The 17,169-nt window shown below is 65.7% G+C and carries 15 protein-coding genes; 5 read left to right on the forward strand and 10 right to left on the reverse strand.

What is annotated here, in order from left to right; genetic code table 11:
* Positions 1 to 41: 41 nt before the first annotated feature.
* From gspM to AYJ54_RS02805, 9 genes are read right to left on the reverse strand one after another with little or no spacing between them, the layout of a single operon-like run.
* Entirely contained in the window at positions 42 to 599 is a 558-nt protein-coding gene (gene gspM, locus AYJ54_RS02765; RefSeq protein ID WP_063696347.1) for a type II secretion system protein GspM, read from the reverse strand.
* Positions 596 to 1,666 carry a PilN domain-containing protein gene (locus AYJ54_RS02770; protein ID WP_063696348.1) on the reverse strand — a complete coding sequence of 357 codons (1,071 nt, stop codon included), beginning with the start codon at positions 1,664 to 1,666 and terminating at the stop codon, positions 596 to 598. The genes gspM and AYJ54_RS02770 overlap by 4 nt, the downstream gene beginning before the upstream one ends.
* A complete protein-coding gene (locus AYJ54_RS02775; protein ID WP_082905444.1) occupies positions 1,663 to 2,613 on the reverse strand; it encodes a type II secretion system minor pseudopilin in 951 nt (316 codons plus the stop codon). The genes AYJ54_RS02770 and AYJ54_RS02775 overlap by 4 nt, the downstream gene beginning before the upstream one ends.
* Positions 2,610 to 3,299 carry a PulJ/GspJ family protein gene (locus AYJ54_RS02780; RefSeq protein WP_063696349.1) on the reverse strand — a complete coding sequence of 230 codons (690 nt, stop codon included), beginning with the start codon at positions 3,297 to 3,299 and terminating at the stop codon, positions 2,610 to 2,612. Before AYJ54_RS02780 ends, AYJ54_RS02775 begins: the two co-directional genes overlap by 4 nt.
* Positions 3,296 to 3,703 carry a prepilin-type N-terminal cleavage/methylation domain-containing protein gene (locus AYJ54_RS02785; RefSeq protein WP_082905445.1) on the reverse strand — a complete coding sequence of 136 codons (408 nt, stop codon included), beginning with the start codon at positions 3,701 to 3,703 and terminating at the stop codon, positions 3,296 to 3,298. The genes AYJ54_RS02780 and AYJ54_RS02785 overlap by 4 nt, the downstream gene beginning before the upstream one ends.
* On the reverse strand, positions 3,681 to 4,154 hold the full coding sequence (locus tag AYJ54_RS02790) for a prepilin-type N-terminal cleavage/methylation domain-containing protein (RefSeq protein ID WP_063696358.1): 474 nt from the start codon (positions 4,152 to 4,154) through the stop codon (positions 3,681 to 3,683). The genes AYJ54_RS02785 and AYJ54_RS02790 overlap by 23 nt, the downstream gene beginning before the upstream one ends.
* On the reverse strand, positions 4,132 to 4,602 hold the full coding sequence (gspG, locus tag AYJ54_RS02795) for a type II secretion system major pseudopilin GspG (RefSeq protein ID WP_063696351.1): 471 nt from the start codon (positions 4,600 to 4,602) through the stop codon (positions 4,132 to 4,134). The genes AYJ54_RS02790 and gspG overlap by 23 nt, the downstream gene beginning before the upstream one ends.
* Positions 4,603 to 4,618: 16 nt before the next feature.
* A complete protein-coding gene (locus AYJ54_RS02800) occupies positions 4,619 to 5,836 on the reverse strand; it encodes a type II secretion system F family protein (RefSeq protein ID WP_063696352.1) in 1,218 nt (405 codons plus the stop codon).
* A gap of 4 nt (positions 5,837 to 5,840) precedes the next feature.
* A complete protein-coding gene (locus tag AYJ54_RS02805; RefSeq protein ID WP_063696353.1) occupies positions 5,841 to 7,526 on the reverse strand; it encodes a GspE/PulE family protein in 1,686 nt (561 codons plus the stop codon).
* 320 nt (positions 7,527 to 7,846) lie between these two features.
* On the opposite strand from AYJ54_RS02805, the gene gspD reads away from it, so the two are divergent.
* Positions 7,847 to 10,204 carry a type II secretion system secretin GspD gene (gene gspD / locus AYJ54_RS02810; RefSeq protein ID WP_063696354.1) on the forward strand — a complete coding sequence of 786 codons (2,358 nt, stop codon included), beginning with the start codon at positions 7,847 to 7,849 and terminating at the stop codon, positions 10,202 to 10,204.
* Between the two features lie 30 nt (positions 10,205 to 10,234).
* Positions 10,235 to 10,726 (forward strand): tetratricopeptide repeat protein, encoded by a 492-nt coding sequence (locus AYJ54_RS02815; RefSeq protein ID WP_063696355.1) that lies wholly within the window; start codon positions 10,235 to 10,237, stop codon positions 10,724 to 10,726.
* Between the two features lie 42 nt (positions 10,727 to 10,768).
* On the opposite strand, the gene AYJ54_RS02820 is transcribed toward AYJ54_RS02815, so the two are convergent.
* Positions 10,769 to 11,425 carry a prepilin peptidase gene (locus AYJ54_RS02820; protein WP_245328852.1) on the reverse strand — a complete coding sequence of 219 codons (657 nt, stop codon included), beginning with the start codon at positions 11,423 to 11,425 and terminating at the stop codon, positions 10,769 to 10,771.
* Positions 11,426 to 11,696: 271 nt separating this feature from the next.
* On the opposite strand from AYJ54_RS02820, the gene AYJ54_RS02825 reads away from it, so the two are divergent.
* The 3 genes from AYJ54_RS02825 to AYJ54_RS02835 form a co-directional block, all read left to right on the forward strand.
* Positions 11,697 to 12,305 carry a transglutaminase-like cysteine peptidase gene (locus AYJ54_RS02825; RefSeq protein WP_063696356.1) on the forward strand — a complete coding sequence of 203 codons (609 nt, stop codon included), beginning with the start codon at positions 11,697 to 11,699 and terminating at the stop codon, positions 12,303 to 12,305.
* A 291-nt stretch (positions 12,306 to 12,596) separates the two neighbouring features.
* Positions 12,597 to 13,985, forward strand: coding sequence for a hypothetical protein (locus tag AYJ54_RS02830; RefSeq protein ID WP_063696357.1), 1,389 nt, complete (start codon positions 12,597 to 12,599; stop codon positions 13,983 to 13,985).
* 491 nt (positions 13,986 to 14,476) lie between these two features.
* Positions 14,477 to 17,169: AIDA repeat-containing protein (locus tag AYJ54_RS02835; protein WP_201724113.1), on the forward strand; the 2,693-nt coding region annotated here is incomplete at its 3' end.

A 17,169-nucleotide genomic window follows, 5' to 3' on the forward strand; every position in this document is an offset into this window, starting at 1 on the left:
GCGCAGGCAGAGCGGCCAGAACCGCACCAAAATCCGCCTGCTCAGTTGGCGCTTTGACGCTGCGCCGAGATGCCGAGGACAAGGCGCAGCTTGCTGTTGTCGGTGCTGCCCGTGGCAGCCTGGACGACCAACTCATCGATGAACAGGAACGGCATGCCAGCCTCCAGATCGTAAAGGAGCGGCTGGAGGGACGCGGCGGGGAGTTCGATATTGAACGTCGCCGAGACGAAGCCGGATTTGGCGAGCGGCCCCTGGATATCGACCTGTGACGACAGCGTGTTACCGTTGGCGCGCTTGGTCGCCGCAAGCACCCGCTGGAGCAGCATGGCGCTCGCGACCGATACCGTCTGTCCCTCGAGGAAGGCCGATCCAGTCGGCACGCTGACGTCGTTTCGGACAGCAGAGCGCTGCGCAGGTTGCCGGGCTTCCAGCGTCTGAAGGATCTCCGCGCTTGATGCCGCCGCGTCGCGGCTGCTCAAGATCTCGAATACGGTTTGCACCGTCGTGAATGCAAACAGCACGACCAGCGCCACATAGGCCGCGACCGCGGCGATCGGAAACCGGGCGAGGTAGCCTTCAAACTTCTGCATGCTGATCATGTGCCCGATCCGAACTGCGGTTTGATCCGGGTCTCGATGTGGAAACGTTCGCCGGGCTCATTGGCGGCGCGCGTCGTCGGCGCGAAGAAGCCGGCGCTGGCGAAATGCGGCGACTGCTCCAGGATCTGGATCAGGGATGGCGCATCATGGGTGAGGCCCGAGACCTGGAGCTTGTCCCCCTCGATCCGTAGTTCGGTCGCATAGGTGTGGTCGGGCAGCAGGCCGGACAGCTCCTCCAGCGCGATCACGGCCGACGGCATCGTCTGCTTGCGGCGCGCCAGCAGCTCGAGCGCGGAACTGCCGGGGCCGCCCTGACTGCCGCGCGCGATCGCGCGCCGCTCGGCGATGCGGCGCTGGATCTGCTGCTGCTCGGCGTCATAGGAGTCCGTGACGATCCCGCCGAGCCCGATCGACAGCATGGCCAGCACGCCCGTTGTCGCCAGCACGGCGATCAGCGCAAGGCGCAGGCGGCCGGAGCCCGCCTGCCCGCCGAGGCGCTGGTTATAGACCGCGATCCGCTCCATTCCCGGCGCTGCGGTCGAGATCTCGACCCCAGCGGCGCCGAGGTCGAGAAAGCCTTGCGCGAGCGAGGTCACCGCGGCACGCGCCGTCGCAACCACCGTCAGCTCGACATGATCGTCGGCGATCGCCTGCGGCGGCGTCCAGTGAAACACGGCCTCACCCGGAGACCACGGCGTCAGCCGATCAATCTGCGCGCGAATGATGCCATCGAGGAATTCGACCGCGCGGCCGGGGAGCTCCAGCGGCCGAAACACGAAGCGTGACGGCCTGAGAGCGAGATCGACCATCGCCCCTTTCATCGCCGCGGACCATTCCGACGACAGCGGCTCGCCGATCTCGCCCTCAACAAGCGGGATGCAGCACGACGGCAAGTCGGCATCCTTGCTCGCCTTGGAAATGAGGCACAGGGTGAGGAAGCCTTCATCATCCTCGCTGATCGCAATCTGCCGCGCGCCACGCGCGCGCTCGAGCCGGGCGCTCATCGTCCGCGCGACGGTGTCGATCCACAGGGACAGCGCTGCTGCGATCTGACTGGGAATACTCATCGGCTCTCCATCGGCCTTGGCCGCCCTGCTCGCTCCGGATCGATCTCATCCGTCCACGCCAGCACCCGGAATGCCTGCTTTTCGCCCGCCGGCGGAATCTGGATCACCGCTTCCGGCGTCCGTTGCCGCCCATCGGCAAGCGTGATCCGGACGCGGACCCGATAGGCCTCGCTCGCGGAGACGGTCGCGCCCGGCTGCTTTCCGCCGAGCGCACCGATCACGAACTCCGGATTGTCGGGCGGAAGGTCGGCGCGCTGGTTCAGGAAGGCATCGAGCTTGGCCGGCGTCATGCCGGGCAGCGCGGCGATCACTTCCGGCGCCGCGTCCAGCACGTTGATCTCCGCCATGCCGCTATAGACCGTGACGAAAGGCATGGCACGCTCGACCAATGCGACCGGCAGGCCGAGCACCAGCCAGAGTTCGTCGGCACTGCTGAATGGCGCCTGCCGCGGCACGTAGCTCACGCCGGAAGCGCCATAGAGTGCCTGCTCCGTATCCTGTCCGTCCGATTTCGGGGTGCGCCGCCAGGCGACGACTCGCTCTGCGTACTCGTCGGCCGCGTCGGCCTGCGCGCCGAGGCCCCGGAACAGCCCCGCGATCATCGCGCGCGGCGCCATGTTGAGATTGATGCGCGCAGATTCCGACATGTATTCGACGCGTACGGAGGAATTCGCGAGGCGGAAGGCAAATCCGCCATGGGTCGGACGGCGGACCGTCGCGGGCGCCGACAGCTCATAGGCGGCGAGCTCGACGCCGGCCGTGCCCAGCATCTCCCACTGCGTTGCCACGTCGAGCGCTGCGATCGTGTGGGCCGATTGCGCGATGTAGACGGACGCAACGGTCGCAAGTGCCGCGAGCCCTGCGAGCAGCCACAGGGTGGCGACGACGATGAAGCCATCTTGCGAGTTTGAAACGCCCGCACGCTGGGACCTCGGGCCCGTTATCATGACGGTCCCTTAGTTGGTTGCGTCTGTGTGGCTTCCTGCTGCTGGCCCGACGGATCGGGCCGCGGCGCGCCGGCCTCGACACGAATCCGCGCGGCGCTCGATATCACGGTCCCGCGTTCGACGTCCCTGATGTCGAAGCGAACCGACGTCGGCAATTCCCCCGAATTGAGCCACCGGCCGAACCATTTGCCATCCACCGCGGCATAGGCGAAGTTGATGCGAAACGGCGCGCGCAGCAGCACGACAGGGTCGGCAAAGGGTATCAGATCGGTCTTGGGATCGCCGGGCGGCAGCAGCACGAAGGGTGCGCGCATGCGGACCAGCGCCGGACCGCGGCTGTCCGCCACCTCCGAGATGCGGACGAACTCCAGTCCTGGGCGGCCGTTCGGGCCGAGCACGGAGCGGATGAACACCACGCCCTGCTCAGTGCCGCGAAACAGCGGCCCGTTGTCCGATCGCGTCACATAGTCGGCCGCCGACAGATCCGCCGCCAGCCGATCCAGCGCGACCGCGACCTGCTCATTGCGCTGGGCGCGGATGATGCCGCGATTCCAGGTGCGCAGCCATTGCCCCGTGACCGAGGCCAACGTGCCCAGGACCAGCCCCATGAGCGCCAGCGCGACCAGCGCCTCGAACAGCGTGAAGCCATTTTCCGCGCGACGGAGCCGGACGTGTCGCCGGGTCATTGATCCCCGCTCCTCGCCTGGAGGCGCACTGTCTCCAGCGACAGGATGGCGCCGCTCGGCGATTGCACGCGCAGCTCGACCAGCTGCGGGATGAAGCGCGACTCTGGCACCACGGGGACGTCGTCGAGGAAGGGCGTCAAACGCATCTGCCAGCGATGTCCGGCAACGCGCCCCCCCAAATCCTCGGGCATCGGCGCGCCTGCGCGCGGCAACGTGGACGCGACGAGGCGCGCAGTATCGACCAGTGCAACACGCTGCTCGAGCTTCCATGCGCCGCGCGCGTTGGTCGCGACCAGCGTTCCAATCGCCGCAAGCACGATCGTCACCAGCGCGAGTGCAACGACGGCCTCGATCATGGTGAAGCCGGCTTCTGTGCGACGTTTAGAGGACCTCTTGCGCAACAATCTCGACGCCTCCCGTCAACCAGTTCACGCGCACCTCGACAGCATTGCCGAGCCGCGTCAGGCGTATCGTGCCGCCGCATGACATGCCGCTCGCAAAGAAGCTGATGGTCGAGAGTGCCGGCCTGCCGTTGCAGCGCTGCGGCAGCAGCGCATCGACCACCACGTCCTGCGGCACCTGGATGATCCAGGGGCTCGACCCCGATCTCACGGTCCGGGCCCGCGCATCGACCACGGTACTCACCGCGCCGTAATGCGACAGTGCCGCGTTGCGGTCGGCCTTGAGCAGGGCCGCGAGCTCGATCGCATAAGCCTCGAGCCGTGGCCGCGACGTCTCCGACGGGAAGCGTGGCAACAAAACGGCCGCGAGCATCGCGACGATGGCGAGCACGCAGACCATTTCGAGCAGCGTAAAGCCGGCTTCGCCCGCGTCAATTCTGTCCGGAGACGAGATCGGCCGAGGTGCCCGTTCCGCCTTCCTGTCCGTCGGAGCCGAGCGAGCGGATTTCGTAGGGCGCGCGTTCTGCGGGTTGCTTGTAGACATAAGGGTTGCCCCATGGGTCGTTGGGAACATTGCCGCCCTTCAGATACGGGCCGTTCCAGGACGCCACACCACTTACCGGATGCGCGAGCGCGGCAAGCCCCTCCGAGCTCGTCGGGAAGCGACCGGCATCGAGATAGAACAGATCGAGCGCGCTGCTGAAACTCTGGATCTGTATCTTGGCGGCCTTCACGCGGGACTCGCTGAGATAGTTGAGCACCCGCGGGCCGACCAGCGCCATGATCATGCCGATGATGGTGATGACGACCAGCATCTCCACCAGCGTGAAGCCGTCCTCCCCGCGACGCCGACGACGCCGCCTCGGCGGCGCGAGCCGGACTTTCCTCAAAACGCCGATCATGCGTACCCTCCCCTGTTCATCCGACAACTTGAGTCACCGACAGCAGCGCCGTCATCACCGACACGATCAAGCCGCCGACCACGATGCTGATGGTGATGATCGCCGCCGGGCCGATGATGGCCACGACGCGATCGAGCTGCCGCTGCAGCTTCTCCTCATAGAATTCCGCGACCCGGCCCGACAGCGTGGGCAACTGGCCGGTCTCCTCGCCGAGCCGCAGCATGCGCACCGCAACCGGCGGCAGCACGGCCGAAGCCGCGAGCGCATCGGCGAGCTTGCCGCCGTGACGGACACGGTCGGCCATCGCGGCCCAGGCGGGCACGTTGCCGGTCGCGGTCATGATGTCGATCAGGATGCGCAGCGTCGCGGTCAGCGTCACGCCGCTGCCGAGGAGAATGCCGAGGTTGCGCGAGAACAGCGCGGCCCGATGGAATTCGACCACGGTCGAGATCACCGGCAGCCGCGCGAGCTGCGTCACGACGCTCGCGCGCACGGCGGGCCTGCGCCAGGCCAGCCAGCCGCCGATGACGGCGATGGCGACCCCGGCGCCGACCTCGAAGCCGTGGCCGCGCAGCACGTCCGAAAGGGTGAGGAAGACTTCGATGACCGGATCCGTCTTCGCGTTGAAGTCGCGCAGTACCGCCGAGAACTGCGGCAGCACGAACGTCACGAAGAAGATCAGCACGCCGCCGGCGGCGAGCAGCACGAAGGCGGGATATTGCAGGGCGCCGGTCACCTTGCGTCGCAGCGCTTCGGCGCGCGTACGCTCGATCCCGATCGTCTCCAGGATGTGGTCCAGCGTGCCGGACATCTCGCCGACCCGGACCAGCGCGACATACATGGCCGGAAACAACGTCGGCTCGCGAGCGAGCGCTTCGGCAAAGCTCTCGCCGGACAGGATCGCCGTCTTGACGTTGTTGATGACCGGGCGCAGCCGGCCGACATCCATGTCGTTGGCCAGCAGCTCGAGTGCGTCATTGAGCCGGGCGCCCGCCTTGAGCAGCAAGGCGAGGTCCCGGGTGAAGATGGTGACGTCCGCCGGCCCCGGCTTCGACAGTGTCAGCGACGCCAGCGAAAGCGACCAGCCCTTGGCTTCCTCTTCGGGCCCGGCATCGATCGCGACCAGTCCGAGATATTCGATGCGCTGGGCGACCTCGGCGAGGTTCGCAGCCGCGATCGAACCGGAAACCACCTCACCCTTCTGCGTCAGCGCGCGATAACGGAAATTCGGCATCTCGTCACCGCACGGTGGTCACGCGAAGGATCTCCGCCGCCGACGTCATGCCGGACAGGCATTTGGCCAGACCGTCCTCGATCATCGTTGTCATGCCGTTACGGATGGCGACCTTGTCGATGGACTCCCAGTCGGACTGCTCCTCGACCAGCGCGCGGACGTCCTCGTTCATCTCCAGGATCTCGAACACGCCGATGCGGCCGCGATAGCCGACGCCGCCGCAGCGTTCGCAGCCTACGGGCTCGAAGATGACGTTGCCGGCCGCGAGGCCCACCGCCGCGTAGCGCGGATCGGCCTCGATGTCCGCATGTGTCAGCGGCCGGCTGGTCTTGCAGCGGTCGCAGAGCTGGCGGACCAGCCGCTGCGCGATCACCGCACGCAACGTGGAACGGAGCAGGAACGCCTCGATCCCGAGATCGAGAAGGCGTGGCACGGCGGCGGCCGCGGTCTCGGTATGCAGCGTCGTCAGCACGAGATGGCCGGTGAGTGCGGCATGCACCGCGACGTGGGCGGTCTCGGAGTCGCGGACCTCGCCGACCATGATGACATCGGGGTCCTGGCGGACGAAGGCGCGCAGCGCGGTGGCAAAGGTCAGGCCGATCGACGGCTTGGCCTGGGACTGGCAGACGCCGGGAATTTCGTATTCGACGGGGTCTTCGATTGTCAGTATCTTCCGGGTCGGCTCGTTGAGCAGCGACAAGACGGTCGCGAGCGTCGTCGTCTTGCCACTACCGGTCGGACCGGTGACGATGACCATGCCGTGCGGCAGCGCCAGCATCCGCTTCAATTTGCTCTGGTCGCCGCCAAGGAAACCCAGCTTGTCGATCGACAGCAGCGCACGATCCCGCGGCAGCAGGCGGATGACGGCGGACTCGCCATATTGCGTCGGCATGATCGCGACGCGCACGTCGATCTCCGCGCGCGCGGCCCGCACCCGCGCGCCGCCGTCCTGCGGCAGGCGACGCTCGGCGATGTTGAGGCCCGCGAGGATCTTGATGCGGGAAATGACGGCCTGTGGCGGCACGCCGTTCGGCGTCGGAACATTGCGCAGCAATCCGTCGATGCGCATCCGTACGACCAGCGACGAACGGCCCGGCTCGATGTGGATATCGCTCGCGCGCAGCTCGACGGCGGTCTCGAACATGTCGTTGACGGCGCGGACGACGGGGGCGCCGCTGGCGAGGTCGCGCAGATTGTCGATGTCGTCGTCCTGCACCCGGGCATTGACGGCATTTTCGACATTTGCGCTCTCCTCTTCTCCGAGACGCTGATCGAGTGCGGTGGCGATGTCCTCGAACGACGCGACCTTGATCGCCGGCGTCGTCCCCAGCACGATCGCCGCCGCCTGAATAGAGGCGCGGTCGGTCGGATCGGCGAGCGTCAGCACCGGCGATCCACCTGCCGGCTGGCACGGAAAGACCGCCATCTCCCGCAGAAACCGGCGCGAGAACTGCTGCACCTTGGATTCTGCCGCCATCATCTCCTGAAGCGTGACGCGGGGGAGCTCGAAGAAGCCGGCAACCTCGTCGGCGAACTCGCTGGCCGACAACTCGCTCATTTCCCACAACTTGCGCAGACCGCCCTCGGTGGGGCCCGCCCCGTTCAGCCTGCCGAGCTTGTCCGCGTCCGCCTTCAGGCCGGCTTTCTGGCTGAAACGAGCCGCAAACTCGTGCGCATTCGGGGAAGCCATGGACGTCGACCGGAGAACTCTGATGGCCGCAGCGCGGCGAGCGCGCCGTTTACCTTACTTCTCCGATTGGAAATGTGACGCAAATATCAAGCGAGCTGCGGACCGCACCGCGCGACTTCATGACAGCGACAAACACCATTGAGATTCCTGAACTAATCGCGCCACGTCGCGTCAGAATAACAATTTCGCTCGTGACGGCGGACACTCCATGACATTGCAACACACGACTGTCACACGAGACGGTTAAGCAAACTGCATTCGGCCCAGCCCGGCTTGACGGGGACAACAATGGGCGGGGCGGCGCGTGAGTGGGGTAGACAGTGAGCCGAGCAGCATTCCGGATCGGCTTGGTTGTCCAATGCGCGGTGATCTGCGCCCTGCTCGGATCCTGCAACACGGTGAGCGGCATTGCCGACGCCGACACCAAGGATCCGGACGTTTTCGACAAAGTCCGCTCAATCGATCTCATGCCGCGCTATCCGAACCAGTTGCCGCAGCGCGAGCTCAGCACGGGGCCCCGCGCCAAGAGCGCGGTCTACGCCGCAGTTCCCGGGGATGATGCGCCGCCGTCCACCTCGTCACAGCAGGCCGCTGTCAGCGGCGACCGGTTCGAGCTCAATTTCGACAATTCGCCAGTGGCTTCTGTCGCCAAGGTCGTGCTCGGCGACATCCTCAGCGTCGGCTACGTCATCGATCCGCGTGTCCAGGGCAATATCAGCCTCTCCTCGGGGCGGCCGATCCCGAAATCGGATGTCATCTTCGCGCTCGAAAACGCGCTTCGGATCGGCGGCGTCGCGCTGGTGCGCGACGACACCGGCTACCGGCTGATGCCACAGGGCGACGCGGTCGGCGTCGGCGCGGCCGATGCCGCCGATCGCATGGCCCCCGGCTACGGCGTGACGGTGGTGCCGCTACAATATGTCTCGGCGCAGACCGTCATCAAGCTCGTCGACAGCTTTGCCACCCGGCCCGGCATGATCCGCGCCGATACCAATCGCAACCTGATCCTGATCCAGGGATCGGGCAGCGAACGCCGCAATGCGGTGGACCTCGTATTGAGCTTCGACGCGGACTTCATGAAGGGACAGTCGGTCGGCATCTTCCCCGTGCAGAACAGCAATCCGGGTCCGATCATCGCCGAGCTCGAGAAGATCGTGGACTCCGGCGAAGGCGGCATGACGCAGAACCTGATCAAGTTCCAGTCGATCGCCAGAATGAACGCAGTGCTCGCGGTGACGCGCAAGCCGGAGCTGCTGCAGCGTATCGAGACCTGGATCCGCCGCCTCGACACCACCAATACCGGCCGTTCCGCCGTCCATGTCTACCGCGTCAAGTTCGGCGATGCCCGCCAGATCGCGCGCGTTCTCAATGACGTCTTCGGTGCCGGCAACGCGGGCGGTTCGTCCTCGTCCCCGCTGGACAGCCCGAGCGGACAGGTCGCGCCTGGGTCGGGCCTTGCATCGAGCTCGAGCGGCGGCTCCGCGCTGAGCCGCCTGTCGGCTGCGCCCAATCAATCGACCGGAGGGTTCGGATCGAGCGGACGAACGACAGGTGGCAGCGGCGGTGCGACGGATTCGTCTGCCGCCAGTCAGGCCACTTACGGCTCATCCTCCGGCACGCAAGGCGGCGGCAGCCTGTTCGATAGCTCCGCCACCGGGCAGAATTCGGGGCGGACCGGCGGCGCGGGCCCCAACGTGCTTGATGGCGTCCGCATCACGGCCGACACCGTCAACAATACGCTACTGATCTATGCGAGCCAGGAGCAGTACCGGATCATCGAGCAGACCATCAAGGAGATCGACCAGCCGCAGCTCCAGGTCGCCATCGACGCGACCATCGCCGAGGTGACCCTGACCGACGATCTCCAGTATGGCGTCCAATCGTACATCATGAGCCGCGACCTCGGTCTCAAGCCCGATACCGGCTCCGTCGGCTACAACGGCGCGAGCGCGCTGCTCAGCGCGGCGAGCGATGTCGCGCTCCAGCGCGCGATCCCGGGCTTCAACTTCCTCGTCGGCTCCGCCTCCACGCCGAGAGCAGTGCTCAACGCCTTGCATGCGATCACCGACGTCAAGGTCCTGTCGAATCCGTCCGTGGTCGTGATCGACAACCAGATCGCGACCCTCCAGGTCGGCGACGAGATCCCGATCCAGACCGGCAGCGCGACCGTGCTGACCGGCAGCAACACCATCGCCAACACCACCGACTATCGCAGCACCGGCATTATCCTGCGCGTGGTGCCGCGGATCAACGCCAACGGAAATGTCAGGCTCGACGTCGAGCAGGAAATCTCCAATCCCGTGGCCAGTTCCACCTCGTCAAGCTCGTCCTCCACGGCGACCAATACGCTGACGCCGACGGTGTCGACCCGCAAGGTGCGCAGTTCGGTGGCCGTCGCCAGCGGGCAGACCGTGCTGCTGGCGGGCCTGATCAGCGACACCCAGAACAAGACCCGCTCCGGCATCCCGGGCCTCGATCAGATCCCCGGTCTCGGAGAGGTCGTGTTCGGACAGACCGACAAGCAGATCAAGCGCACCGAGCTGATCATCTTCATCCGTCCGCAGATCATCCGTGACGGTGCGGACGCGCATTTCGTCGCCGAAGAGCTGCGGACCAAGCTGCGCGGCACCATCAACGCGATCGGACCGAAGCAAGGCGCGCCGTCAAGCTACCGCTGACCCCATTCCAACCAGAGCCGGAGCGGATCCATGATCAGGCCGAGTGCACTCCTCATCGCCACAACGATTCTGGGGATTGCCGCAATCGGTCCCGCCCGCGCGGACTCGCTCGGTGCAGGAAGCGGCGCCTTTACTCGCGGCGACTATAACGCCGCCGCACGCCTGCTGATGCCGCTGGCGGAGCGCGGAAATCCCCGCGCGCAGGCCATGGTCGGCTTCATGTACGCGACCGGCCAAGGACTTCCGCAGGCCTATGATGCCGCAAGCTACTGGTACAGGCTGGCGGCCGAACAAGGCGATACCACGGCGCAATACCTGCTCGGCCTCGCCTACGACAAGGGCCAGGGCGTTCCGCAGGACGATGTCGCCGCCTACAAATGGCTCAACCTCGCGGCCGCGCGTGCACCAAAACGAACGCGCGAGAATTTCCTGCGCAATGCGGTGGCCTCGAAGATGAGCCGCGGCCAGATCGCAGCCGGACAATGGCACGCCCTGCGATGGCCCGAGGAGTCGCACTTCTAATGTCGCACTTCTAATAAAGTCGCGAGTAGCGAAAGCCGGCGCTCACCAGCCGCCCGGCAGCGCGGCCTGAAGGAGCCAGCCGATCCAGATCGCCGGCGCGAAGAACAGTCCGAACGGCAGGCGGGTATTCGGCCCTAGCCTGTGACGCAGCACGTAACGGCGCAGCGCATAGGTCGCGAGCGCTGACAGCGCGGCAATCTCGATCGCGATCGGCACGATCGACCAATCGAGCCAGATTCCGGCCACGGCGGCGAGCTTGACGTCGCCGAGGCCGATGCCACGCCGCCGACGCAGCCGAAGATAGGCGAGATGCAGGCCGAGGAACGCTCCGGCAACGAGGGCGGCACGCAGCACGGCCTCCGCCATCGCGACGAGATCGCCCTGCCCCAGCACCGCCACATTGGCGATGCCGAGCATGACCCCGGCGACGTTGAGAGGATCGGGGATAAGGAATGACCTGGCATCTGTGATGGCGATCGCCAGCATGATCAGCGCCAGCCCGGCGCCTAGAACGCCCGCCGCCCCCGCGCCAACCATGACGCTGGCCATAACGGCCAGGATGCCGATCGCAGCGGCTGTGACCTTGAGGCCCATGCCGGGAGCGCCTTCGACATCGCCTTGGGAATTGGTTGGCGGCGGTGCGTCGGCAACCTGACCGGATACTGTCTGCCCGAACATCACATCGGCCGCCGCTGTCAACTCTCCGTCCGGGTCCGCAATCGCGCACGGTCGCGTCCCGGCATCAGACTAGCACCGCGGAGCATATCAAGAATGTGACACGTCAACGATCTTAACGGAAATCACACCATGGCCGCCGCCGGCACGACCGCGAGTGCAACGATCGATGCAATTTGAAGCAATTGCTTAGGCGGATCGCGAACTGTCTCTGCCAACCTCCTCCATCAAGGAAGTGTTGGGGGACGGCATGAGCGGAATCTGCGCGGCGGGGCGGAGACTGAGTGCATGGGCAATGGCGGTAGCCGGCCTGTCCGCCGTCTGCCTGTCCAACATCCATCCGGCTCACGCCTTTCTGGCCCGCCCCGCTCTGTTCGCCGCAATCGGGGGCGCAACGAAGGCGCCTTCAGGCTGGCAGCAGTTCTGCGTCGAAAATGCCGAGGAATGCCGGCCCGGCGCCGATCAAGCCCGGGACGTGGTGCTCACGCCCCAGCTGCTTCAGCAGCTCTACCAGATCAACAAATACGTCAACGATCGCGTGACGTGGACCAGCGATCCCGAGCTCTACGGGAAGGCTGAACGCTGGACCTATCCGCTCGATCGGGGCGATTGCGAGGATATCGTCCTGCTCAAGCGCCGGCTGCTCGCCAAGGCGGGCTGGCCGCAGGGCTCGCTCCTGATCACGACGGTTGAGGAGCCCGGCGCGAACAAGGGGCGGCATGCCGTTCTGACCGTCCGTTCCGATCGCGGCGAGATGATCCTCGACAACCAGACGCCGGAAATCCTGTTCTGGTACGAAACGAATTACCGGTATCTGTCCCGGCAAAGTGCGACGGACCCGAACGTCTGGGTCTCGTTCGATGCCGACCGGCCCAGCCCGGTCGCGGCCCCTGCGGACCGCTGATCCATTTTCTCTACCAAACTTTCTCAGGCTCACTCCGCCACAAGCAGTGGCCTGAGGCGCGGATCCCGGTCCAACAGCCGCCCCCCTCTCCGAATGTATGCCGTGTTGCGGCGCTGGTCGCGCGTGAGCCCCCGCCTTGCCCGACGTTTCGTCGCAGCCCCACAACGTAAACGTTACTATAACATTCGATACTAGATATGATATAAAATATATCATTCGCGACGGAATGATTCTTATTTTGAATTGTACCTACATCGCGACCCATCCTTGCAGCTCTCGTTTGAGGCATCAATGACCACTGAATTGGTATTCAACGGCACGACCAACGTCTCTGCTCCCACGACCACGACCTATATCGTCGTCGCTTCCGGCACCCTCGACGTCGGCAGCGGCGGCGCGGTGTCCGGCGCGACGGCCGTCGGCCCCGGCAGCTTCATCGTGATCGAAGCCGGCGGCACGGCCAACGACTCCACGATCGTGGGCGGCACGCAATTCGACTACGGCACGGCAAACGGCGTCGTCATTTCCAACGGCGGTGTTCAGCATGTCTATGGCGGCACGGCGAACAACGTTACGATCAGCGCGGGCGGCTACCAGGACGTCCTGAACGGCATCGTCAACGGATCGACGCTCGCCGGTTACCGGCAGATCCTGTCCGGCGGCGTGACCTACGCGACGATCATCGTCAGCGGCGGTGACGAGTTCGTCGCTGATGGCGGCACCACCAACGGGACGATCGTCACGTCCAAGGGGCTGCAATATATCGACGCAGGCGGCACGGCCAACGGCACCCAGATCAACAACGGTGGCTACCAGTACGTGCTCGGCACCGGCAACGACACTGTCGTCTACGGCGGCGGCACCCAGGAAGTCGCAGGCACGACCTACAACACGACCATCAACAGCGGCGGCATTCAGCACGTCGTGCTCGACGGCACCGCGATCACGACGACCATCCAGGCCGGCGGCTTCCAGCAGGTCAACAGCGGCAGCGTGCAGGGCAGCCAGGTCAGCGGCAACCTTCAGGTCCTGGCCACCGGCACGTCGGTGGACACCGTGATCCTGGCCGGCGGCAACGAGTACATCGGCACCGGCGCTTCGGCGACGGGGACTACGGTCAACGCCGGCGGCCTGCAATATGTCGATGTCGGCGGCTCGGCGGCCTCCACCACGATCAACGGCGGATTCGTCTTCGTGGCGGGAACGGCATCCGGCACGACCGTCAACGGCGGCGAGTTCGACGTTGTCGGCTCGGCAAGCAACACGCACCTTGCGGCGGGCGCCGAATACGTCCTCGCCGGCGGCGCTCAGAACGGCGTCGATTTTGCCGGTTCGGCTGCGGCCCTCTACCTCGACAATCCCGCTGGCCTGACCGGCACGATCTCCAATTTCGAGGTCGGCGACGTCATCGATTTCCATAACCTCGCGGTGAGCTCGTTCACCTTCGACGGCGCGACGCTGACGCTGGCGACGAGCGGCGGTTCCCTCTCCTATCAGTTCTCCGGGGTCGAAGCCGGAACGGCGATGAACGCGGCGTCCGACGGCCACGGCGGCACGACCGTGTCGCTGTCGCTGCTCTCGCAATTCTCAGCCAGCCTGGTGCCGGACGCGGGCGAAGGCGCGATCAACCCGCAGGGCACCGATCCCGAGAGCTCCTCGCTGATCCACGCCCAGAGCTGATCCACGACGACATCGCTGTACCGGGACAATCGTCCCGGTACAGCACCATCGGCCATCAGAGCCGCGCTCCGGCCGAAATCAACGGGCAGAAGCCCGCCCTCGCCCCATCAAGATCCAGACTTAGCAGCTCGCGTCACGACGCGCGGCGATGCATTACCAATCTTTCGGCGGCAGCAGTTCGTTCCGACGTAGCGCGCGCCGTGAAGCGGCAGCGCCGATCGCGCGTGCGCACATATGAGGCAGATATCTTTGCGCGATCGTTACGTGCATTATATATAAATACATGCCATGATTGCAATCCATCGAACTACTTCATATCATTGATATAACATAATTCAGGGCAAAATGCCGCACAGCGTGCAAAAGTGTATCATAAAATATCATAAATAGATCGTTTAGAGCCCGTGCGGGTTTCGGCGCATGCCTCGCGGGCAGCGGTGGCAGCGTGGAATCCTTCACGTCCTCTCCTTCAGCATCATTTGAGGTATGTTATGACCGCGCCCACCACCGTCGTAAAAATAGGTACCGAATTTCAGGTCAATAGCCAGACGGCTGGCAGCCAGTGGTATCCCTCCATCACCGGCCTTTCCAATGGCGGCTTCGTCGTCACTTGGCAGGATGGCCTCGCCGGCTCCAACAGCGGCAGCGGCACGCTCGGCGACACCAGCGGCTCCTCCGTCAAGGCCCAGGTCTACGCGGCCGACGGCAGCAAGGTCGGCGGCGAATTCCTGGTCAACACCCAGACCACCGGCTCGCAGGCCTCTCCGGTCGTGACCGGGCTTGCCAATGGCGGCTTCGTCATCTCCTGGCAGGACCAGAACTCGACGAGCGGCGACATCAAGGCGCAGATCTACGGCGCTGACGGCAGCAAGGTCGGTGGCGAATTCCTGATCAACTCGGTCACCGCCAACAACCAGAACACCCCGACCATCACCGGCCTGCCCAATGGCGGCTTCGTGGTTGCCTGGACCAACCAGGGCTCTTCGGCGCCCGATATCAAGGCGCAGGTCTATGCGGCTGACGGCACCAAGGCCGGCTCCGAGTTCCTCGTCAACTCGGCCAACGTCTATGACCAGGAGCGCGCCTCGATCGCCACGCTAAGCAATGGCGACTTCGTCGTGACCTGGAACGACTTCCGCACCGGCGATTGGGAAGTCCGCGGCCAGGTGTTCCACCCGACCGCGAGCGGCGCGACCAAGGTCGGCTCCGAGTTCACCGTCGACACCGCCTTCTACAACAGCCGCATGGTCGCAGGCGTGACCGGGCTCGCCAACGGCAACTTCGTCATCAGCTTCGAGGACACCACCGGCGAGATCCGCGCGCAGGTCTTCACCGCAGGCGGCACCAAGGTCGGCTCGGAATTCCAGGTTAACACCCAGACCAGCGGAAACCAGGGCTTCTCCAGCATCACCGCGCTGAAGAATGGCGGCTTCGTCGTCACCTGGTCCGACGAGGGCACGGGCGACGGCAGCGGCTCCGCCATCAAGGCCCAGGTCTATGATGCGGCCGGCAACAAGATCGGCGGCGAGTATATCGTCAACGCGCAGATCACCAGCAACCAGCTCTACCCGACCGTCGCGGCGCTCGCCAATGGCGGCTTCGTGATCAGCTGGCAGGACTTCAGCCAGGCGCTGGGCGATAGCTCCTCCTACGGCATCACCGCCCAGATCTTCAACTTGTCGAACGCTCCGACCGCGCCGACCATCGTCTCGGTCACCGACGATGTCTCGCCCAACACCGGCGCGCTCGCCAATGGCGCCAGCACCAACGACACCAACCTGACGGTCCGCATCGCCACCGGAAGCAACTTCGCCGGCGACATGGTGCAGCTGTTCGACGGCCAGACCGCGCTCGGCGGTGCCGTGACGCTGACGCTCGCCGACATCGCGCGCGGCTACATCGACATCCAGACCGGCCTGCTCAGCGACGCTACCCACGCCATCACGGCGAAGGTCACCGACACGACCGGCGCCCAGAGCGATGCCGCGAGCGCCATCAACGTGACCGTCGACACCGTTGCGCCGGCCGTTGCTGTCACCGGCGCGACGCTCGACAATGCCAGCCTGCCCACCGTCACGGTGAACGGCACCACCGAGGCGGGCCTGCTCGTGTCGGTCTATGACGGCGCAACGCTGGTCGGCACCACGACGGCCGGCGCCGACGGCTCCTGGAGCCTCGGCGGCGTGACGCTGACGGAAGGCGGCAACAAGCTCACCGCCAAGACGACCGATGCGGCCGGCAACACCGGCACCTCGGCCACGTTCGCGGCGCCGACGCTGGTCTCGACCGGCATCGCCTCGGTCACGTCCTCGACCGCAACCGCGATGGGCTATGTCGTCCTCGGCAGCGGCAAGCTCGATGTCGCCTTCGGCGGCAACGTCTCGGGCCAGATCACGGTCGGCAATGGCGGCGTCGTCGACGTCCTGACCGGCGGCGCCGTGCAGCACACCACCATCCTCAATGGCGGCGTGCAGTACGACTACGGCACGGCGGATGACACTACCGTACAGTCCGGCGGCACCCAGCACGTCTACTTCGGCGGCAACGCCACCCACACGACGGTTGCGGCCGGCGCCTACCAGGACGTCTACTCGAATGCGACGGTCACCAACACCAGCCTCAGCGGCGACCAGCAGGTGCTGGCGGGTGGAACCGCCATCGACACCACCGTCGAGAACGGCGGCTACCAGTATGTCGGCGACGGCGGCATCACGGACGGCACGGTGATCAACACCGGCGGCTTCCAGTATGTCGACACCGGCGGCACGGCCAACGACACCGTGATCAACGGCGGCTTCCAGTACGTCAATGGCGACGCGAACGGCACCTCGGTCGAGGGCGGTCATTCGCAGACCGGCGGCGTGGTAACCGGCGTGACGGTGAAGAACGGCGGCTCGCAGCACGTCTATAACGGCGGCAGCGCTTCCGGCACGACCATTGCGGCGGGCGCCTTCCAGGACGTCTACCATGCCAGCGTAACCGGCACGAACCTCAGCGGCTTCCAGCAGGTGCTGGACGGCGGTGTCGCCGATCAGACCGTGATCGAGAACGGCGGCAACGCCTATATCGGCGCGGGCGGTTCGGCGACGGCGACGACGATCAACGCGGGCGGTCTGCAGTATGTCGACATCGGCGGTTCGTCCACCTCGATGACGATCGACGGCGGCTTCGCGCATGTGGCGGG

Origin of the sequence: Bradyrhizobium centrolobii, from assembly GCF_001641635.1 — a bacterium.
GTDB lineage: Bacteria > Pseudomonadota > Alphaproteobacteria > Rhizobiales > Xanthobacteraceae > Bradyrhizobium > Bradyrhizobium centrolobii.

Coding starts and splice junctions, on each gene's coding strand:
- gspG (WP_063696351.1), bottom strand. CDS start 4,602: ATGATCGGCGTTTTGAGGAAAGTCCGGCTCGCGCCGCCGAGGCGGCGT.
- gspM (WP_063696347.1), bottom strand. CDS start 599: ATGATCAGCATGCAGAAGTTTGAAGGCTACCTCGCCCGGTTTCCGATC.
- AYJ54_RS02805 (WP_063696353.1), bottom strand. CDS start 7,526: ATGGCTTCCCCGAATGCGCACGAGTTTGCGGCTCGTTTCAGCCAGAAA.
- AYJ54_RS02830 (WP_063696357.1), top strand. CDS start 12,597: ATGACCACTGAATTGGTATTCAACGGCACGACCAACGTCTCTGCTCCC.
- AYJ54_RS02780 (WP_063696349.1), bottom strand. CDS start 3,299: ATGACCCGGCGACACGTCCGGCTCCGTCGCGCGGAAAATGGCTTCACG.
- AYJ54_RS02800 (WP_063696352.1), bottom strand. CDS start 5,836: ATGCCGAATTTCCGTTATCGCGCGCTGACGCAGAAGGGTGAGGTGGTT.
- AYJ54_RS02825 (WP_063696356.1), top strand. CDS start 11,697: ATGGCGGTAGCCGGCCTGTCCGCCGTCTGCCTGTCCAACATCCATCCG.
- AYJ54_RS02770 (WP_063696348.1), bottom strand. CDS start 1,666: ATGAGTATTCCCAGTCAGATCGCAGCAGCGCTGTCCCTGTGGATCGAC.
- AYJ54_RS02775 (WP_082905444.1), bottom strand. CDS start 2,613: ATGATAACGGGCCCGAGGTCCCAGCGTGCGGGCGTTTCAAACTCGCAA.
- AYJ54_RS02815 (WP_063696355.1), top strand. CDS start 10,235: ATGATCAGGCCGAGTGCACTCCTCATCGCCACAACGATTCTGGGGATT.